The 17,893-nt window shown below is 70.6% G+C and carries 17 protein-coding genes; 9 read left to right on the forward strand and 8 right to left on the reverse strand.

What is annotated here, in order from left to right:
* Nucleotides 1–133: 133 nt before the first annotated feature.
* A complete protein-coding gene (locus OHO83_RS02680; protein ID WP_330278553.1) occupies nucleotides 134–769 on the forward strand; it encodes a TetR/AcrR family transcriptional regulator in 636 nt (211 codons plus the stop codon).
* 1 nt (nucleotide 770) lies between these two features.
* On the opposite strand, the gene OHO83_RS02685 is transcribed toward OHO83_RS02680, so the two are convergent.
* The 6 genes from OHO83_RS02685 to OHO83_RS02710 form a co-directional block, all read right to left on the reverse strand.
* A complete protein-coding gene (locus OHO83_RS02685) occupies nucleotides 771–1,121 on the reverse strand; it encodes a hypothetical protein (RefSeq protein WP_330278554.1) in 351 nt (116 codons plus the stop codon).
* Between the two features lie 126 nt (nucleotides 1,122–1,247).
* Nucleotides 1,248–2,726 (reverse strand): FGGY-family carbohydrate kinase, encoded by a 1,479-nt coding sequence (locus OHO83_RS02690; protein ID WP_330278555.1) that lies wholly within the window; start codon nucleotides 2,724–2,726, stop codon nucleotides 1,248–1,250.
* 48 nt (nucleotides 2,727–2,774) lie between these two features.
* Nucleotides 2,775–3,506, reverse strand: a complete 732-nt coding sequence (locus OHO83_RS02695) for a carbohydrate ABC transporter permease (protein WP_330278556.1) — start codon at nucleotides 3,504–3,506, stop codon at nucleotides 2,775–2,777.
* 191 nt (nucleotides 3,507–3,697) lie between these two features.
* Complete coding sequence (locus OHO83_RS02700; RefSeq protein WP_266679308.1) at nucleotides 3,698–4,087, reverse strand: YybH family protein; 390 nt, start codon at nucleotides 4,085–4,087, stop codon at nucleotides 3,698–3,700.
* Nucleotides 4,088–4,121: 34 nt separating this feature from the next.
* Complete coding sequence (locus OHO83_RS02705; RefSeq protein ID WP_266679306.1) at nucleotides 4,122–4,766, reverse strand: cyclase family protein; 645 nt, start codon at nucleotides 4,764–4,766, stop codon at nucleotides 4,122–4,124.
* Nucleotides 4,767–4,771: 5 nt separating this feature from the next.
* Nucleotides 4,772–6,307 carry a purine-cytosine permease family protein gene (locus tag OHO83_RS02710; RefSeq protein ID WP_329431862.1) on the reverse strand — a complete coding sequence of 512 codons (1,536 nt, stop codon included), beginning with the start codon at nucleotides 6,305–6,307 and terminating at the stop codon, nucleotides 4,772–4,774.
* Between the two features lie 156 nt (nucleotides 6,308–6,463).
* Between OHO83_RS02710 and OHO83_RS02715 the strand changes: the two genes are divergently transcribed.
* Entirely contained in the window at nucleotides 6,464–7,948 is a 1,485-nt protein-coding gene (locus OHO83_RS02715; RefSeq protein WP_330278557.1) for a PucR family transcriptional regulator, read from the forward strand.
* 29 nt (nucleotides 7,949–7,977) lie between these two features.
* Here the strand turns inward: OHO83_RS02715 and OHO83_RS02720 are convergent, their stop codons facing one another.
* Nucleotides 7,978–8,889 carry a LysR family transcriptional regulator gene (locus OHO83_RS02720; protein ID WP_266679300.1) on the reverse strand — a complete coding sequence of 304 codons (912 nt, stop codon included), beginning with the start codon at nucleotides 8,887–8,889 and terminating at the stop codon, nucleotides 7,978–7,980.
* Nucleotides 8,890–8,964: 75 nt separating this feature from the next.
* On the opposite strand from OHO83_RS02720, the gene OHO83_RS02725 reads away from it, so the two are divergent.
* The 7 genes from OHO83_RS02725 (at nucleotide 8,965) to OHO83_RS02755 (ending at nucleotide 16,610) form a co-directional block, all read left to right on the forward strand.
* A complete protein-coding gene (locus OHO83_RS02725; RefSeq protein ID WP_330278558.1) occupies nucleotides 8,965–9,111 on the forward strand; it encodes a hypothetical protein in 147 nt (48 codons plus the stop codon).
* Nucleotides 9,112–9,240: 129 nt separating this feature from the next.
* Nucleotides 9,241–10,404 (forward strand): substrate-binding domain-containing protein, encoded by a 1,164-nt coding sequence (locus OHO83_RS02730; RefSeq protein WP_266679296.1) that lies wholly within the window; start codon nucleotides 9,241–9,243, stop codon nucleotides 10,402–10,404.
* A 106-nt stretch (nucleotides 10,405–10,510) separates the two neighbouring features.
* Nucleotides 10,511–11,851 carry an ABC transporter substrate-binding protein gene (locus OHO83_RS02735; RefSeq protein WP_266679294.1) on the forward strand — a complete coding sequence of 447 codons (1,341 nt, stop codon included), beginning with the start codon at nucleotides 10,511–10,513 and terminating at the stop codon, nucleotides 11,849–11,851.
* Between the two features lie 31 nt (nucleotides 11,852–11,882).
* Entirely contained in the window at nucleotides 11,883–12,866 is a 984-nt protein-coding gene (locus tag OHO83_RS02740; protein WP_266679292.1) for a carbohydrate ABC transporter permease, read from the forward strand.
* Nucleotides 12,863–13,735 carry a carbohydrate ABC transporter permease gene (locus tag OHO83_RS02745; RefSeq protein ID WP_266679290.1) on the forward strand — a complete coding sequence of 291 codons (873 nt, stop codon included), beginning with the start codon at nucleotides 12,863–12,865 and terminating at the stop codon, nucleotides 13,733–13,735. Before OHO83_RS02740 ends, OHO83_RS02745 begins: the two co-directional genes overlap by 4 nt.
* Before the next feature lie 23 nt (nucleotides 13,736–13,758).
* Entirely contained in the window at nucleotides 13,759–14,739 is a 981-nt protein-coding gene (locus tag OHO83_RS02750; RefSeq protein WP_266680268.1) for a hydroxyacid dehydrogenase, read from the forward strand.
* Nucleotides 14,736–16,610 carry a DUF2264 domain-containing protein gene (locus tag OHO83_RS02755; protein ID WP_330278559.1) on the forward strand — a complete coding sequence of 625 codons (1,875 nt, stop codon included), beginning with the start codon at nucleotides 14,736–14,738 and terminating at the stop codon, nucleotides 16,608–16,610. The genes OHO83_RS02750 and OHO83_RS02755 overlap by 4 nt, the downstream gene beginning before the upstream one ends.
* A gap of 92 nt (nucleotides 16,611–16,702) precedes the next feature.
* Here the strand turns inward: OHO83_RS02755 and OHO83_RS02760 are convergent, their stop codons facing one another.
* A complete protein-coding gene (locus OHO83_RS02760; RefSeq protein WP_330278560.1) occupies nucleotides 16,703–17,749 on the reverse strand; it encodes a LacI family DNA-binding transcriptional regulator in 1,047 nt (348 codons plus the stop codon).
* Between the last annotated feature and the right edge of the window lie 144 nt (nucleotides 17,750–17,893).

Here is a 17,893-nt window from a genome sequence, read left to right on the forward strand (position 1 = left end):
GCGCCAGAGTTTAACGCAACGGTCGTTACGTTAAATTGGGCTCGACGGCGCCCCCTCAACTGCCGCACCACCGACGGCTCGTGACCGTAGGGCCCATTGACGGAGTGAGTACTCACTCCGCAACTTGGTCCGTATGACGCAGACTTCAGCGACACCTTCGCGGCGCCGGGCGCCTGCCATGGACCCCGAGCGGCGGCGCGCGGCGATCGTCGCCGCGGCCCTTCCCCTCGTCATCGAGTACGGCGCCTCCGTGACCACGGCCAAGGTCGCTCGCGCCGCCGGCATCGGCGAGGGCACGATCTTCCGGGTCTTCGACGACAAGAACGCCCTGCTGGCCGCCTGCATGGCCGAGGCGGCCCGCCCCGACACCACCGTGGCGCACCTGGAATCGATCTCCATGGACCAGCCCCTCGCGGACCGGCTCGCCGAGGCGGCCGACACCATGCGCGGCCACATGACCCGCATGGGCGCCGTGGCCGGCGCGCTCGCCGCGTCCGGCCGCCTGGAGCGTCCCGCGCCCCCCGAGCCGGAAAAGGACGGGCGCTTCCCGGACCGCGAGGCCGGTCTCGCCGCCCCTCGCGCCGCTCTGGCCGCCCTGTTCGAGCCCGAGCAGGACAGTCTGCGGCTGGCGCCGGAACGCCTCGCGGACGCCTTCCAGATGGTGCTCATGGCGGGAGGCCGAACGAGCGCCCCCGACCCGCTGACGACCGAGGAGCTGGTGGACCTCTTTCTGAACGGCGCGTTCGCCTCCGGCCCGGAGGCCCACTAGATCAGAGGTCATGGATCAGGGACCACGGATCCGAGGGCATGGATCGGTTGGCGACGACGAGTATCGGGTCCTGGTGGCTGCGCAGTCCCGCGAGCACGTAGTGGCTGTACTGCCAGACCCCTTCGACGACGATCAGCGGGGCGTCCGGCGGCAGTTGCTTGAAGACCTCGATGCCGGCGCACTGACTGTCGATGAACCCGTGCCCCTTCGTCTCGTCGACGTCGTGAGCTCGGCGCACCGTCCGGCCGAGGTCCGTGAGCGCGGCGGCCAGGTCCGTCTCCAGTTTCTGCTGCGAGGGCCATCCGGTGACGTTGGCGGCCGGGCGCAGGTCGCCATTGGCGACGGTGTACACGGTGCCGGGCTCGGCAGCGGACGGAGTGAGAGGCTGCGGGACGCGTAGGGCGTGCGGAAACTCCGGAGGTGTGCGGAAGGAAGGACGGGGAGGGAGCCCCCGCACAGCAGGGGTACTCCCTGGTGTTCAGCGGGACTGGATGTCGGACAGCGCGTGGACGACATGGGAGGACGCCGGATAGAGCTCGCGGTACAGGCCGTACAGCTCGTCGTAGCGGGAGGTCATCTCCGGGCGCGGGGCGACCACTTCCTGGACCGGGTTCCAGGTGTCGATGCGGGCGTCGCTCACGAGTCGGGCGGCGAGGAGTGCCCCTCCGTACGAGGCCCCGACGGAGGTCGTGCGTACCTCTTGGGCCCGGCCGGTGACGTCCGAGACGATCTGGGTCCACAGGCGCCCCTGGGTGCCGCCGCCGACGGCGACGACGCGGCGGATGTCACCGCCGGCCGCTTCGATGGCCTCGATGTTGTGCCGCACTCCGTACGCCGTGCCTTCGAGGGCAGCCCGGTACAGGTCTCCCCGCGTGTGGGAGAGCGTGAGGCCTGCGATGACGCCGCGCGCCCGCGGGTCGGTGATCGGGGTGCGTTCCCCGGCGAAGTAGGGAAGCATCAGCAGGCCGCCCGCGCCGGGGCCCGACTCCTCGGCCAGGCCCAGCAGTTGCTGGTAGTCGTCGCTGCCGAACAGGTCGCGGAGCCAGCTGGTGACGGCGCCGGACGTTGCCATTCCGCCGGCGAGGTTGCGGGTGTCGGGGAGAGCCCCGACGGTGCTCCACAGCGACGGGTCGCGCAGCAGTCCCGGCACGGTGTGGACGAGGAACATCGTCGTGCCGTACATGAGCATGAGGTCGCCGATCCCGTGCGCGCCGACGCTCAGCGCCTCGGCCCAGGCGTCGATGGTCCCCGTGGTGACCGGGATGCCGGTCGGCAGCCCGGTCAGGTGTGCGGCCTCGGCGGTCACCGTGCCCGCCGCCTCGCCGGACCAGCGCAGTCCGGGAAGTTCGATGCCGGGGGCGATCCGGTCGGTCCACGGGGTGTACCAGTCGCGGGCCAGGGTGTCGTAGAGCGGGGTGCTCTGACTGGCCGAGTGGTGGTCGAGGACGTAGGCGCCGGTGAGTTTGCGTACGAGCCAGGAGCTCGGCATGTAGAGCCGGCGGGCGCGGCGGAAGAGCTCCGCTTCCTGTTCGGCGATCCACGCCACCTTGGGGCCCACGGCCTGGGTGGTGAGCCACGAGCCGCAGCGGTGGGCGATCTCGTCGGCACCCAGCTCTCTTTCGAGCCGCTCGATCTGGGGGACGGAGCGGGTGTCCACGCCGTACAGGATCGCGGGGCGTACAGGTGTGTCGCTCTCGTCGGTCAGCAGCACGCAGGGGCCCATGCCACTGACTCCGACCGCGACCACGTCCGCGTCGCGTGCGGCGGTCAACTCGCGGGTGAGGGAGACGAATTCGTCCCACCAGATGTCCGCATGCATCTCGACGTGTCCGGGAGCCGGGCGGTCGACGGCGTGTTCACGGACGGCCGTGTACAACACGGCCCCGTCGAGGCCGACGAGAACGCCCTTGCTGCTGGACGTTCCGATGTCCACACCGATGACTGCTGACTGAGGCATGCGAGCACCGTTTTTCTCGGTTCGTTCTGGATCGTCGCGCCGGTCGGGTCACTTCAGGCAGGAGGTCTTGATGGACTCGACCATCTGGCGCTGGAAGACGAGGAAGAGGGCGAGCATGGGTATCACGGCGACCACGGCGGCGGCCAGGACATGGTTCCAGTTCGCGCCGTACTGGGTGCTGAAGGACGCGATCCCGACCTGAATGACCGTCAGGTCCGCGCCGTTGGTGGCGACCAGTGGCCAGGCGAAGGCGTTCCAGTTCGCGAGGAACAAGAACACCGACAGCGCCGAGAGGATCGGCCGGGACAGCGGCAGGATGATGTTCCAGTACACCCGCCAGTACCCGCAGCCGTCCACGATCGCCGCCTCCTCCAGTTCCTTCGGTATGCCGAGGTAGAACTGGCGGAGCAGGAAGATCCCGAAGGCGCTGAAGAGCGGCGGGACGATCAGGGCCGCGTAGCTGTCGGGCATCCCCAGCGTTCGGACGACGACGAACAGCGGGATCAGGATGACCGGTGCGGTGATCAGCAGTGTCGAGAAGATGACCACGAAGATACCGTCCCGCCCGGGAAACCTGAGCCAGGCGAGCGCGTAGGCGGCCATCGAGCGGAAGAGGAGCGCCACGGCCGTGACCACCGCGGCGGTGATGAAGCTGTTGAACAGCCAGCGGACGAAGGGTACTTCGGTGAAGACGTAGGCGAAGTGGGACCAGGTGAGGTCCGTGGGGAGGAGCTTGCCGTCGGTGACCCTGGCGCGGGTCTTGAAGGATGAGGTGATCATCCACAGCACCGGGAAGATGCTGCCGGCGGACAGGACGACAGTCAGGGCGACGAGCCCCGCCCGCGGGCCCAAGGGCCGCCGGCGCGGACGAGTCGCGCCCGTGGCCGTGGTCGCGTCCGCGACGGGAGCCGCGATTGCGACGCCGCCCGGGACACCTGAGGCGTTCCGGGCGACGTCGCCGTCGCGGCAGATCAGGCCTCGGGCGCCGGTGAGAGATGCTCATGGACGGCGAGCCAGCGGCCGGAGTCCTGGCGGGCGAACACGATCGTCTCGCGTTCGCGGAGCGTCTCCTCGCCGGCCGTCGTGGCCACCGTCGTCTCGACCCGGTGGCTGAAGACGGCGGTGTCACCGAAGGACTGCACCAGCTGGTCGGCCGACGTGCAGCGCACGATCCGGAATCCGTCCTCGGCGACCCAGCGGTTCCACAGGGCTCGGTAGTCGGCGGTGGACGCCACGCGTTCGGACGTGGTGTGGAAGACGAACGTCGCGTCCGGCGTGAACGCGTCGAAGTAGTCGTCGAGGCGGCCTTCGCCGAACGCGGACACCAGGGCGTCGGCGGCCTTCAGGACCTCGTCGGTCATGGGTGGTGCTCCTTCTGGCAGGAATGCGGGCGGTTCAGCCGATGCGGGCGACGGCGCGTACGGGTGCGCCGTCGGCGGCGGGCAGTTTCAGCGGCAGCAGCGAGACCTCGATGGGCTCGCCCGCCGACTGTGCGTCGACCAGGGGGCCGAGTCCGGTCAGGTTCTCGGCGATCACGGCGTGCGCCCCGCACAGGATCCGGTGGGCGGGGAACTCGTCGGCCGAGGTGGGATCCACGCTCAGCGCGTCGATGCCGACCGTACGCACTCCGGCGGCGACCAGGAGTTCGGCCGCCTCGCGGGTCAGGTAGGGGTGGGAGAGGTACTCGTCGGTGCCCCAGTGCGCCGACCAGCCGGTGGCGACGAGGACGATCGCCCCGGCCCGGATCCGGCCCTCGAAGAGGTCCGGCCCGAGCGGTGAACGCGGCTGCGCGCCGCGGGCGTCGACGACCACGGCCTCTCCCACGAAACGGTCCAGCGGGAGCTGGTCGAGGGTGGGCAGCGAGTCGTCGATGTGGAACGGGGCGTCGACGTGCGTACCGGACTGGGACCCCATGTCCAGGTGCAGGACGTTCACGCCGTCCGCCGCGACGCTCAGGGCGGGGGTGAGGGTGACGCGCGGGTCGCCGGGGTAGACCGGCATGCCGGTCGCGAGCTCGACGGAGAGGTCCACGAGGCGCATGGCCGTCACGCCTTTCCCGCGGTGACGGGCGCGGGCACGTCGTCGCTGATCGGCGGGACGGGCGTGTCCGAGGCGCGGACCAGGCGCGGCCCCTGGGGCCCGTAGACCTCGCGCGGCTCGGGGAAGAGCCACAGCAGGGCCAAATAGAGGAGGGCGGCGACGCCGAGGCCCACCAGGAGCGAGAGGTCCACGCCGCCGGCCAGGTCGCCGAGGGGGCCGACGAACTGGCCGGGCAGGTTCACGAACATCAGGGCGAGGACCGCGGAGGTCAGCCACGCGCCCATGCCGCGCCAGTTCCAGCCGTGGGTGAACCAGTAACGGCCGCCCTTTTGGCGCCGGTTGAAGACCTGGAGCGAATCGGGGTCGTACCAGCCCCGGCGGGTCAGCCAGCCGAGCATCATGATCACCATCCACGGGGCGGTGCACGTGATGATCAGCGTCGCGAACGTCGAGATGGACTGGGACAGGTTGGCCGCGAAGCGCCCGACGAAGATGAATCCGATCGACAGCACGCCGACGAACAGCGTCGCCTGCACACGGCTGAACCGCGTGAACACGCTGGAGAAGTCGAGACCCGTGCCGTAGAGCGAGGTGGTGCCGGTGGACATGCCGCCGATCAGCGCGAGCAGGCACACGGGCAGGAAGTACCAGCCGGGCGCGATCGCGAGGAGCCCTCCGACGTAGTTCGAGGCGCTCGGGTCCATGTACTTGGCCGCCTTCTCCGCGATGATCGAGGCGGTGGCGAGCCCGAAGAAGAAGGGCAGGATGGTCGCGATCTGCGACGCGAACGCGGCCGTGACGACCCGGCGGCTCGAGGCCTGTGCCGGGATGTAGCGGGCCCAGTCGCCGAGGAAGGCGCCGAACGACACCGGGTTGGACAGCACGATCAGGGCGGAGCCGATGAATGCGGGCCAGAATCCGGCGGCCGAGGAGGACGAGAACGACCCCTGGTAGCCCGGGTCGAAGTCCCCGGCGAAGGCGAAGAAGCCGAGGACGAACAGCGTCGACGCCGCCACCACGGCGATCTTGTTCACGAACAGCATGAACCGGAAGCCGTACACGCACACCGTCAGCACGAGCAGCGCGAACACCCCGTACGCCAGCGCGAACACACCGTCGTTCTGCGGCACGCCCATCAGCCGGTGCGCGCCGCCGACCAGGGCGTCGCCGGAGGACCACACGGAGATCGAGAAGAACGCGACGGCGGTGAGCAGCGAGAGGAACGAGCCGACGATCCGGCCGTGCACGCCCAGGTGGGCCGAGGACGACACGGCGTTGTTGGTGCCGTTGCGCGGGCCGAACACCGCGAGGGGCGCCAGGATCAGCGCACCGGCCACGAGGCCGAGGACGGTCGCCGCGAGGCCCTGCCAGAACGACAGGCCGAACAGGATGGGGAAGGCGCCCAGCACGCAGGTGGCGAAGGTGTTGGCACCACCGAACGCGACCCGGAACAGGTCCAGGGGCTTGGCGGAGCGGTCCGAGTCAGGGATGCGTTCGACGCCGTACTGCTCCACCTCCGTCAGAGCCGGGGAATCACTCATTCGTCCTCCTTGGGGGCGAGCAGGTTGATCAGGTCGTCGGCGGACGCGGCGGGCAGTCTCTCGCGCGACAGCGAAACATGCAGGTGGTCGGGTGAGTGTGCATGGCAAGGGATTGTCACGGCAATCGTTGCAGAGACGAAGAGGTAGCCTCGATTTGTGGCCGAGCACAATGAACACCGCGTCGACGGGGTGGACCGCCAGCGGGTGACCGTCGCGGACCTGCTGTCCTACCCCGCGTTGCAGTTGCGCCTGGTCGCGGGCGCGGCGGGCCTGACCCGCTCGGTGTCGTGGGCGCATGTCAGCGAGCTGGACGACCCCACGCCCTGGCTCCTGGGCGCCGAAATGATCATGACGACGGGTCTCGCGATGCCGCGCTCGGCCGCCGGACAGCGGGCCTATCTGGAACGGCTCGACGACGCCGGGGTGGCCGCCCTGGCCGTCTCCGCCCAGCTGCACATGCCTCCCCTGCGCCAGGCGTTCCACGCCGCGGCCGAGGAGCGCGGCATGCCGGTCCTGGAAGTACCGCTCGCCGTTCCCTTTATCGCGGTCGCGCAGGAAGTGGCCGCCGCGGTCCAGGAGGACGCCCGCCACCGGCTCGGCGCCCAGCTCCAGGTCTTCGGCGCCCTGCGCTGGCTCACCTCGGAGAACCTGGACACGGCCGAACTCTTCAGCCGCCTGGAGAACCTCTCCGGCTACGCCATCTACCTGTGCACCCGGCAGGGCCGGCCCCTGCTGCCCGGCGTGCCCGCGCCGGACCCGTCCCTGCTGCCCCGCTCGGCGGACGCCCCGCCGACGATCCCCGGCGGCTTCGCGCTCCCCGTGCCCTCGCCCGGCGGACCCGCCGGGTTCCTCATCGCCATGGCCCACGACGGCGCTCGCCCGGCGGGCCTCGCCGTCGTGCAGCACATCGCCACCGTGGCCGCGCTCCAGCTCGCCATGGTCCGCACCGAACGCGAGACGTTGCGCCGTGAAGGGACCGAGATCCTGGCGGAGCTGCTGCAGGACGCGCTCGATCCGGCGGTCGCGAAGCGCCATCTGCTGCGTCACTCCATCAAGGGCGAGGCCGCCCTGGCGGTGGTCAGGGGCGTGACGCAGCAGGCCGTGCTGGAAGCCCTCCACGACGAGCCCTGCCTGCTCCTCAACCGGGGCGACGACCGCTACCTCTTCGGCTCACCCCGCCTCGGTGACACGATCGCCGCGCTCCCGGGGGTGACGGCCGGCATGAGCCGCCCCGTCCGGCCCGGCGCCTCGCTGCGGGTCGCCCAGCGAGAAGCCCTGTGGGCCGCCTCCCACGCAGCGGCGTCCGGCCGCCCCCTCGTCCGCTACTCCGACGACGCCACCGGCCGCTGGCTGCCCGACGACCCCGCCGCGCTGAGTGCGCTCGTCGACCACGTGCTGGGCGACGCGCTGCGCTACGACAGCAGTCACGGTTCCCGGCTGCTCCCGTCGGTGCGTACCTGGATGGAACGCGACCGGCGCACCGACGAGGCCGCGACCGCGCTCCACATCCACCCGAACACGCTCTCCTATCGCCTCCGCCGCTTCAGCGAGCTGACGGGCCGGGATCTGTCGGCCACAGCTTCCTTCGCGGAGGTGTGGCTCGCGATCCGCGCGGCCGGACAGCTGGGGCTTCTGGACTGATCCACGTGCCCCGGGCGGCGGCCCGCCCTCTATGCCGCTTGTCGGCGCGTGGCCGGTGGGCTCGGGTCCTCGCGGCGTGTGAGGTGGTCCACCAGCGCCGCTGCCGCCGGGTTGCGTGGGCGCGGCCCCCGCCCGGTGAGCACGACCGTGCGGCCCGGCTCCGGCTGGCGGATCCGCACACAGGGCAGGCCCGCGTCCTCGCCGATGCGCCGGGGCACGAACGCGACCCCGATGCCCGCCCGGACCAGGGCCACGAGCATGCCGATCTGGGTCACATCGCAGGTGATCCGGCGCTCGAGCCCGCAGTGCGCGGCCAGCCTGCGCACCGCGGTCTCCAGGCCCGTACCGGCGCGGAAGTCGACGAAGGACTCGTGCGCGAGGTCCCGGATCAGCGCGCGGCCCGCGCGCGCGAGGGGGTGTCCGGGCGCGGTGATGAGCACCAGCTCCTCGCGCCAGGAGGCGAACTCGACCAGTCCGTCGGGCAGTTCGCCGGCATCCGGGGCGAGGTAGGCGAGATCCAGCTCACCGGCGCGCAGCCCTGCGTACAGTTCGTCGACCGGTGCGTCGCGTACCGATACCTGGATGCCGGGCAGGCGCCGGTGGAACAGTGCCAGCTCTCCGGGCAGGTCCACGCAGGTGAGGGTCTGGATCGTCCCGATGGACACGCGCCCGGTGGTCAGACCCGCCACCGCCGCCACCGCGTCGCGGGCCGCGTCGGCTCCCGCCAGCAGGGCTCTGGCCTGCGGAAGCAGGGCCCGCCCGGCCTCGGTGAGCACCACGCGGCGGCCGGTGCGGTCGAAGAGATCGGCTCCCAACTCGCGTTCCAGATTGCGGATCGACGTACTGAGCGCGGACTGCACGATGAGTTCGGACCGGGCGGCAGCGGTGAAGGTGCCCTCGGCGACGACCGCCATGAAGTGGCGGAGCTGACGCATCTCCATCCATCTACTGTAGCGATGGGAGGCAGCAAAGCGATCTGTTGGACCGACCGCCACGGACCACTGGATGCTGCTGGTATGGATCACGTACCCACGCTCTGGACCGCCGCCTACGCGCCCTACCGACCCGCCGCCGTGCGCTTGGTCGCCCGGCAGCTGGTGCGCCTGCGCTGCTTCATGCACGCCCTCGCCCTGACGGACCACACACCGTTCGGGGGCTACTAGGCACACCATGGCGGAGTGATGCCCCAGGCGCCCAAGGGCTGACTTTCCCGGCCACCTGCTGGTTATGCTGCCGCCGAAGCGTTCATGGAAGCGCTCAAACGAACAGCGGGTGTCGAGGGGGCCATCAGCATGCGTGAGCCGGTCGATCTCAGGCGGCAGCGGATTCTCGCCGTGGTGCAGTCGCGCGGGGCGACGCGGGTGAGTGATCTCGCCGCGGAGCTCGCCGTGTCGGTGGTGACCCTGCGCCGCGATGTCGAGGAACTCGCCAGGGAGGGCAAGCTGCGCCGTGGTCACGGCGTCGCCCGCCCGGTGCTGCCCGAGACGGGACGGCCCGCCGTCCCCCTCGAACCGGCGGCCGACGGCGGTCCGGTCGCGGTCGTCGTCCCCGAGCGCCACTCGTATCTGTACGAGGCGCTGCACGGCGCCCGGACCGCGTTCGAGGAAGCGGGCATCCGCATCGCGCTGCACATCGCCCCGGCCGTCGCGGGAGCCGAACAGCCCATCGTGGAACAGGCGTTGGCGGCGGGCGCCCGCGGACTGCTCATCGCGCCACGGTGGCGCAGCAGGGAGACGGAGGAGGCCGACTACGCCTGGCTCTCGCGGCTGCCGGTGCCCGCGGTCGTGATGGAGCGCAGGCCCCGGCGCGGCAGTGAGCTGCACACCGTGGACACGGTCTGCACCGATCACTGGTACGGCATCCATCTCGCCGTCGAACACCTCACCGGGCTCGGCCACCGGCGCATCGTGCTCGCCGCCAGGGACGACAGCCCCACCGCCCGTGCCCTGCGTGCGGCGTTCGTCGAGATCGCCGCGGACCATCCGGATGTGGACAAGTGGGCGGTGGCGCTCAGCTCGCCCGGGGCTGCCCCCGACCCGGCGGCGGAGACGGAGGAGAAGCCCATCGAACTCCCGTCGTTGCTCGCCGAGTCGGGGGCCACGGCGGCCGTGCTGCACGGTGATGTGGACGCGCTCATGCTGGTGCAGTCGCTGCGCGACGGTGGCGTGCGGGTCCCGGAGGACTGTTCCGTGATCGCGTACGACGATGTGGTGGCGGGGCTCGGCAGCACCCCGCTCTCGGCCGTCTCCCCGCCGAAGGCCGAGGTGGGCCGGGCGGCGGCCGAGATGCTCCTTCAGCGGCTCGGCGGACAGGCGCCAGCCTCCGGGGCCGGGCCGGCGCGGCGCCTGGAGCTGTTGCCCACGTTGAAGGTGCGCGGTTCGACGCAGGCCCCGAACACCGCGGATTCGCAGGCATCCGACGCCACAGGAACGTCCGGCACAACTCCCGCTTCATGATGAGCGTTTGACCGTTTCATTTTCTTCTGATCGATCTATTGACCACGTCCGGTCAGCCGATCAGGATTCCCGTGACTCGAACACGCAGGAGCCGCGGGAGGCGCCCATGCCTGGTCGACAGAGCCGTCGATCGGTGCTCGCCGCGATCACCGCGCTGCCCCTGACGGGCGCCCTGAGCGCCTGCAGCGGGAACGACAGCGCGTCGCAGAGCACCAGTAAGTCAGGTACCAAAGGCAAGACCACCATCACGTTCTGGTCCGCGCTGCGCGGCAGCCAGGAAGTGGTGGACGCGTTCAACAAGACGCACGACACCATCCAGGTCGCATTCGAACAGATACCTTCCGGCACCTCCGGCGGATATCTCAAGCTCAGCAACGCGGCTCGCGCGGGCAACGCGCCCGACGTCGCCACCATCGAGTACCCGCAGGTCCCGGGCTACGCGATCGACGGTGTGGCCCGCGACATCACGGACGTGATCAGCGACAAGCTCAAGGCCAAACTGCTGCCGCAGGCGCTCGGCCTGACGACGTTCGAGGGGCGCACGTACAGCGTGCCCCTCGACGTCGAACCGATGGTCCTGCACTACCGCAAGGACCTCTTCGACAAGTACGGCTTCGAGGTTCCCACCACGTGGGACGAGTACACCGATCTGGCACGCGCCGTCCGGCGCACCGGCGGCAAGCGCAGGGCGACCTTCTTCTCCACGGACATGGGTCAGTTCTCGGGCTGGTGCTGGGGGGCCGGTGCGCACTGGTTCGACACCTCGAAGGGCGCCTGGAACGTGTCGCTCGCCGACGCCCCCACGCGCCGCGTCTGCCAGTACTGGCAGCGGCTCATCGACGAGGACCTCGTCTACGTCAATCCCCCCAACAGTCGCGAGGCGGACGCCCAGGTCGGCAACAGTCTCGTCCTGACCCGGCACAGCGGCGCCTGGGACGCGGGTGCTCAGATGAATGCGCGCCCCCAGCAGAAGGGCCTGTGGCGGATTGCCCCGCAGCCCCAGTGGGACCCGGCGAAGCCGGCGCTCGGCACCCAGGGCGGCTCGACGTTCGCGATCACCAAGGACAGCAAGCACCCCGAGGCCGCCATGGAGTTCATCGAGTGGCAGGTCTCCAGCCCCGACGCGATCAAGGCCCGCCTGTCCAGCGGCGCGAGCAGCCAGTATCCGGCCGTGACCGAGCTGATCAAGGAGGGCCGTGCCGCCTTCGACCGCTCGTACTACGGCGGGCAGGACATCTACACGCTGTTCGAGAACGAGGCCCAGAAGATCAGCGACGGCTGGGTCTGGGGACCGCGGATGACCGCGACCGGGCAGGTCATGTCGGACGCCTTCGCCCGGGCGGCGGCGGGCTCCGGCACGATCGAGTCCTCCATGCGCGCCGCGCAGGACGGCACGATGCCCGACCTCAAGGCCCTCGGCCTCAAGACCACCCAGCACTCCACGTGAACGCCCGCACCCCGAAAGGCAGGTGAGTCCCATGACCGCGACAACCCAGGTCCCCGCCACGGCGGCGGCTCCCCCGCGGGAGGCGGACAGCTCCCGGCGCACGGCGCAGCGCGCGGCCAAGCGCCGCCGGGGCGGCGCCGCGGGCGTCCTGATGGCCCCGTTCTTCGTGCTGCTCACGCTCGTCTTCCTGATCCCGGTCGGCACGGCCGTCTGGCTGAGCTTCTTCAGCGACGACCAGCCGGGCCTCGGCTTCGGCGCGGAGCGCACGGTCTTCGTCGGCCTGCGCTCGTACGCCGCCGTACTCACGGACCCGTCGTTCCTGTCCGGCCTCGGCACGGTCGCCCTGTACTGCCTGATCTATATCCCGGTGATGACCATCGGCTCGCTGGCGCTGGCGCTGCTGCTCGACTCGGGTCTCGTACGGCTGCGTTCCTGGGCCCAGTTGGGCCTGTTCCTGCCGCACGCGGTGCCCGGCATCATCGCCGCGCTGATCTGGCTGTACCTCTACACCCCCGGCATCAGCCCCATCATCGACGTGCTCGGCAAGGCCGACATCACCGTCAACTTCCTGGGCCTGCACACCGCGATCCCGTCGATCGTGAACATCGCGGTGTGGAGCAACCTCGGCTACAACATGGTCGTCTTCTACGCGGCCCTGCAGGCGGTCCCCCGGGAGGTCCTGGAGGCGTCGGTGGTCGACGGGGCGGGTCCGGTGCGCACCGCCCTCCAGGTGAAGGCGCCGCTGGTGCGCTCCTCGATCGTCATGGTCGCGATGTTCACACTCATCTGGGCTCTGCAGCTGTTCACCGAACCGATGCTGCTGCGCGCGGGCTCGCAGGTCGTCGATGCCCGGTTCTCGCCGAGCATGTACATCTACGACGCGGCGTTCAGCCGCAACAACTACTCGCTCGCGGCCGCAGCCTCGGTGATCCTCCTCATCATCACGATCGCCGTCTCCTACGGCGTCACCCGCTGGACCAACCGCGTCAACTCGGCCGAGGAGAGCGCCCGATGACCACTGCCGAGCTGAGCAGGTCCACCCTGCTGCGTCCCCGTCTGCTGGGCCGGACGACCGTCAACGTGGTCGTCGCGATCTCCGTCCTCTACACCATGCTGCCGGCCCTGTGGCTGGTGCTCGCCGCCGGCAAGTCCCGCGACGCGCTGTTCAGCAGCAACATCCTTTCCTTCAAGGACTTCTCGTTCGTCCAGAACGTCAAGGACCTGTTCGCGATGGACGGCGGGCTCTACAGCCGCTGGTACGGCAACAGCCTGCTGTACGCGGTGCTCGGCGCCGCGCTGGGCGCGATGATCAGCGTCGCCTGCGGCTACGCCTTCGACAAGTACCACTTCCGGCACAAGGAGAAGCTGTTCGGGCTCGTCCTGGCCGCGGTGATGGTGCCGCAGACGGTGCTCGCGCTGCCGCTGTACCTGATCGCCTCGGCGACGGGCGTCGTCAACACGTTCTGGTCGGTGTTCATCCCGGTCCTGTTCAACCCGTTCGGCGTGTACCTGGGCCGGATCTTCGCCCAGGGCTATGTGCCCGACGAGGTCCTGGAGGCGGCCCGGGTCGACGGCGCCGGTGAGCTGACGACGTACGTCCGCGTCGCGCTGCGGATGCTCGGCCCCGGCCTGATCACGGTCTTCCTGTTCCAGCTCACCGCGATCTGGAACAACTTCTTCCTGCCGATGGTGATGCTGTCCAACCAGAAGCTCTATCCCGTCAGCCTGGGCCTGTTCCAGTGGAACAGCCAGGCGACCGTCTCGCCCGAGTACTATCCGGTGGTGATCATGGGTTCGCTCCTGGCGGTCCTTCCTCTCGTCCTCGCGTTCATCTTCCTCCAGCGGTTCTGGCGGTCCGGCCTGACGGCGGGGGCGGTCAAGTGAGCAAGCCCCGCGTGGCGTTGGCCATGTCCCCCCAGGCCGCGGCGGCCGTCTTCACGCCGCGGTCCGTGGCCGCGCTCGCGGAGGTGTGCGACCTGGCGCCGCTGCCCGTCCTGGACGACCTGACGACCGTACGGGCCAAGAAGGTCCTCGCCGGCACCGAGGTTCTCGTCACCGGCTGGGGCTGTCCGCGGCTCGACGCGGACGTACTGGCAGCGGCTCCGCGCCTCCAGGCCGTGGTGCACGCGGCTGGTTCGGTGCGCGGGCATGTCTCCGATGCCTGCTGGCAGCGGGGCGTCGAGGTGTCGTCGGCGGCCGCGGCCAACGCGCTGCCGGTCGCGGAGTACACCCTCGCGATGATCCTGCTGCACGGAAAGAACGTCCTGGCACGGGCCGACGACTTCCGGCGGACCCGAGAGCGCGACAACTGGCTGCTCACCACGCAAGAGGTGGGTAACTACCGTCGCACGGTGGGCCTGCTGTCCGCGTCCCTGATCGGCCGCCGGGTGATCGAGCTGCTGCGGCCCTTCGACTTCGAGGTACTGCTGCACGACCCGTACATCACCGGGGCGGAGGCCGCCGAACTGGGCGTCGAGTGGGTGGAGCTGTCCGAGCTCTTCGCACGCAGCGACCTGTTGAGCGTGCACACGCCGCTGCTGCCGGCCACGCGCGGCCTCGTGAGCAGGGAACTGCTCGGCTCCATGCGACCGGGGGCCACCCTCATCAACACCTCACGCGGCGCCGTCGTCGACCAGGAAGCGCTCACCGACGTGGTGCGCGCGGGCCTCATCGGCGCGGTCCTCGACGTGACGGACCCCGAGGTCCTGCCCGCGACGCACCCGTTGTGGGACTGCCCGAACGCACTCATCACCCCCCACCTCGCGGGTTCCCAGGGCAACGAGTGGGAACGCCTCGCCGACACCGCCGTCGGCGAGGTGGCCCGGTGGGCCGCGGGCGACGGCTTCGCCCACCCCGTACGACGCGAAAGGCTGGCGTTCCTCGCATGACCATCCCGTTCGAACTGCCCGAAGAAGACCGTGAGTTGAGCCCGATCACCGGGTACACGCGCGCGCACTGGGAGGCCGTCGCCGACGGGCTGCTCGGTGCCGCGTGGCGCTGGGCGACACCCGGGGGCGCCCTGCTCGACCTGCCGGGCCGCCCGTCCGGGTCCGGGGTCCGCTCGGACGGCCTCGAAGGCTTCGCCCGTACGTTCCTGGCGGCGGGCTTCCGAGTCGCGGGCGCCGGCGGAAAGGACCCGCACGGCTGGCTGGAGCGGTACGCGCAGGGCCTGACGGCGGGCACCCGGACGCCCGGCCGGGACGACGCCGAATCATGGCCGCTGATCCTCGACCACCATGTGCAGGGCCAGCCGATGGTCGAGTCGGCGTCCGTGGCACTCGGACTGTCGCTGACCCGGCCATGGCTGTGGGACCAGCTCGACAGCGACGTGCAGGACCGGGCGGAGACCTGGCTGCGCGGGGCGATCGACCACACGCCCGCGCCCAACAACTGGTATCTGTTCCCGTTCACGGTGGCGTCCTTCCTGGAGTCGGTCGGCCGCGGCGACGAGGCCACGACGCGCGCCATGGAACGGGCACTCGGGCTGATGGAGACGTGGTACCGGGGCGACGGCTGGTACGCGGACGGCGACGGGCGGGCCTTCGACCACTACAACGGCTGGGCGCTGCACCTCTATCCCCTGCTGCACGCGCACCTGTCCGGAGACACCGCGCTGGCCGCGCGGTTCGGGCCGCGGCTGCGCGAGCACCTCGAAGGGTTCTCGCTGCTCTTCGGCGCCGACGGGGCGCCGATCCACTTCGGGCGTTCACTGACCTACCGGTTCGCGGCGTCGGCGGCGGTCGGCATCGGAGCCGTCACCGGCCACACCCCGCTGACGCCCGGCACGTCACGCCGCCTCATCAGCGCGAATCTGCGCTACTTCCTCGACCGGGGCGGAGTGACGGACGACGGGCTGCTGAGCCTGGGCTGGCACGGCCCGCACGACGCGACGCTGCAGACCTACTCGGGGCCGGCGTCCCCGTACTGGGCGTCGAAGGGGTTCGTGTCGCTGCTCGCGCCGGAGGACGACCCGCTGTGGACGGCGACGGAGGAACCCGCGCCGAGCGAGGGCCCGGACCGGGTGCTCGCGCTGCCCGCGCCGGGGCTGCTCGTCCAGTCGACCCAGGCCGACGGGATCGTACGGCTCCACAACCACGGCAGCGACCATGTCCGCCCGCACGAGGCGGAGTCGGCCGCGCAGGAGGACCCGCTCTACGGCCGTCACGCGTACTCGACGCACACAGGGCCGACGTCCCGGACGAACGTCGCCGACAACCACCTGTCGGTCGTGATCGCCGGCGTCGCGAGCGTGCGGCGCCGGATCCGACCCCTGGGCGCGGGACAGGGCGACGGGTGGGGCTGGGCCGCTTCCTCGCACCTTCCGGTGTTCGCCTCGGGCGCGCCCATGGTGCCGGGGCTGCGGGTGGAGAGCGTGACCGTGGCCCGGGGCCGGTACGAGCTGCGGGTGCACCGGGTCGTGGGGGCGCCGCACGGAGCGGGGGTCACGCTCACCGGCTGGGCCTCGGACGCCCTGAGCTCACAGCTGCACGGCCTGTACGGATGGGGCGAGCGGGACGAGGTGCGGGCGCCTCAGGGGACGGCTTACGAGCCGTGGGTGCGGGTGCCGCGACTCTCGGCCACCTCCGAGGGAACAGCGGTGTTCGTGGCGCTGGCGTCGTTGAGCGCCGACGAGCCGAGCGCGCCGCTCGCCGAAGCGGTGTCCGAAGTGCTCGTCCACGACGGGGAGTTGAGGGTGCGGTGGGCCGACGGACCGCAGACCGCCGTGTCCTTCGAGCCGGTGCGGGTCACTCATGAGTGAGGGCCGTCCCTGAATCCGCCGGTTTTCACGCACGGCCTCCCACCCTTCCCTGGCCGCCTGCGGCCCGCATGCGCGGGCCGCGGGCGGTCCCTTCAGGGGGCGGTGAGCGGCTGCCGCTCACCGCTCGTGGACTCCCGTACCTCCAGCCAGTGGGGGGCCATGTGCACCTCGAAGGGCGGGGCCTCGTCCGCGCGGATGCGGGTCGCCAGACATTTCACGGCCAGGGAAGCGATCGCGGCCTTGTCGGGAACCACCGATGTGAGGGAGGGCGTGCCGAAGCGGGCTTCCTCGGATCCGTCGACGCCCGCCAAGGCGATGTCCCCGGGGATGTGCAGGCCCGCTTCGAACGCGGCCCGTCGGGCTCCGGTCGCCAGCAGGTCGCTGAAGCAGAAGACCGCGTCGGGCCGCACATCCGCCGGCAGGCCGATCAGGGTGCGCATCGCCAGGAGTCCGTTGCGGCGGTCGAACTCTGTCACCTGCGGCGAAAGTCTCGGGTCGTATGTCAACCCGGCCTCATGCAGAGCGAGTTGGAATCCCTCGAGACGCTGGCGGCTGGTCGCGGACGCCGGGCGGTCGACGCCGATGGCGGCGATCCTGGTGCGGCCGAGACCGGCCAGATGCGCGGTGGCCTCGCGAGCCGCGGCGACGTTGTCGATCAGGACGTGGTCGGCGACGACGCGATCGCGTTCGTAACTGCGCTCGCCGAGCAGGACCAGGGGGAACTCGTCGGCGACAAAGGCGAGTTCGGCGGGCGAGACGTGCAGCGGCGACAGGATCACGCCGTCCAGCAACGACGCGCCGACACCGGTCGCCAGGCGCAGCTCCTCCTTGGCGTCCCCCAGCGTCTCCTCGATCAGGACGGTGAATCCCAGCGCCGCGGCCTCTGTTCTCACGTGGTGCGCGAGCTCCGCGAAGTAGGGCGTCGCGAGGTCGGGGACGGCCAGCGCGATGAGACCGCTGCGCCCGGTCCTCAGTCTTCGCGCCGACGGATTGGGCCGGTAGCCGAGTTCCACCACTGCGCGCATCACCCGTGCCCGCGTCGCCTCCGACACCTTCGGCGCACCGCGTACAACGTTGGACACTGTCTTGATCGACACCTCCGCGCGCTCCGCCACGTCCTTGAGTGTCACTGCTGCCACTGATCAGCCCCCCGTACTCGAAGTCCCTCCAGATTATGCACCTGTGAGCACGACACACCAGCGTTGCGACTGCCTGGAACTCTTTCCCGACGAGGGGGTTGACCCTGCGGACAGACGGCAGTTACAACGTTGGAACCACCTCAC

It is taken from the genome of Streptomyces sp. NBC_00569 (genome assembly GCF_036345255.1).
Lineage (GTDB): Bacteria > Actinomycetota > Actinomycetes > Streptomycetales > Streptomycetaceae > Streptomyces.

What these genes read in the sequence shown, in the direction of transcription:
- OHO83_RS02720 (WP_266679300.1), bottom strand. Translation starts at nt 8,889, where the DNA reads ATGGAGATGCGTCAGCTCCGCCACTTCATGGCGGTCGTCGCCGAGGGC.
- OHO83_RS02745 (WP_266679290.1), top strand. Translation starts at nt 12,863, where the DNA reads ATGACCACTGCCGAGCTGAGCAGGTCCACCCTGCTGCGTCCCCGTCTG.
- OHO83_RS02700 (WP_266679308.1), bottom strand. Translation starts at nt 4,087, where the DNA reads ATGACCGACGAGGTCCTGAAGGCCGCCGACGCCCTGGTGTCCGCGTTC.
- OHO83_RS02750 (WP_266680268.1), top strand. Translation starts at nt 13,759, where the DNA reads ATGTCCCCCCAGGCCGCGGCGGCCGTCTTCACGCCGCGGTCCGTGGCC.
- OHO83_RS02740 (WP_266679292.1), top strand. Translation starts at nt 11,883, where the DNA reads ATGACCGCGACAACCCAGGTCCCCGCCACGGCGGCGGCTCCCCCGCGG.
- OHO83_RS02710 (WP_329431862.1), bottom strand. Translation starts at nt 6,307, where the DNA reads ATGAGTGATTCCCCGGCTCTGACGGAGGTGGAGCAGTACGGCGTCGAA.
- OHO83_RS02690 (WP_330278555.1), bottom strand. Translation starts at nt 2,726, where the DNA reads ATGCCTCAGTCAGCAGTCATCGGTGTGGACATCGGAACGTCCAGCAGC.
- OHO83_RS02755 (WP_330278559.1), top strand. Translation starts at nt 14,736, where the DNA reads ATGACCATCCCGTTCGAACTGCCCGAAGAAGACCGTGAGTTGAGCCCG.
- OHO83_RS02695 (WP_330278556.1), bottom strand. Translation starts at nt 3,506, where the DNA reads ATGATCACCTCATCCTTCAAGACCCGCGCCAGGGTCACCGACGGCAAG.
- OHO83_RS02725 (WP_330278558.1), top strand. Translation starts at nt 8,965, where the DNA reads ATGGATCACGTACCCACGCTCTGGACCGCCGCCTACGCGCCCTACCGA.
- OHO83_RS02705 (WP_266679306.1), bottom strand. Translation starts at nt 4,766, where the DNA reads ATGCGCCTCGTGGACCTCTCCGTCGAGCTCGCGACCGGCATGCCGGTC.
- OHO83_RS02680 (WP_330278553.1), top strand. Translation starts at nt 134, where the DNA reads ATGACGCAGACTTCAGCGACACCTTCGCGGCGCCGGGCGCCTGCCATG.
- OHO83_RS02730 (WP_266679296.1), top strand. Translation starts at nt 9,241, where the DNA reads ATGCGTGAGCCGGTCGATCTCAGGCGGCAGCGGATTCTCGCCGTGGTG.
- OHO83_RS02735 (WP_266679294.1), top strand. Translation starts at nt 10,511, where the DNA reads ATGCCTGGTCGACAGAGCCGTCGATCGGTGCTCGCCGCGATCACCGCG.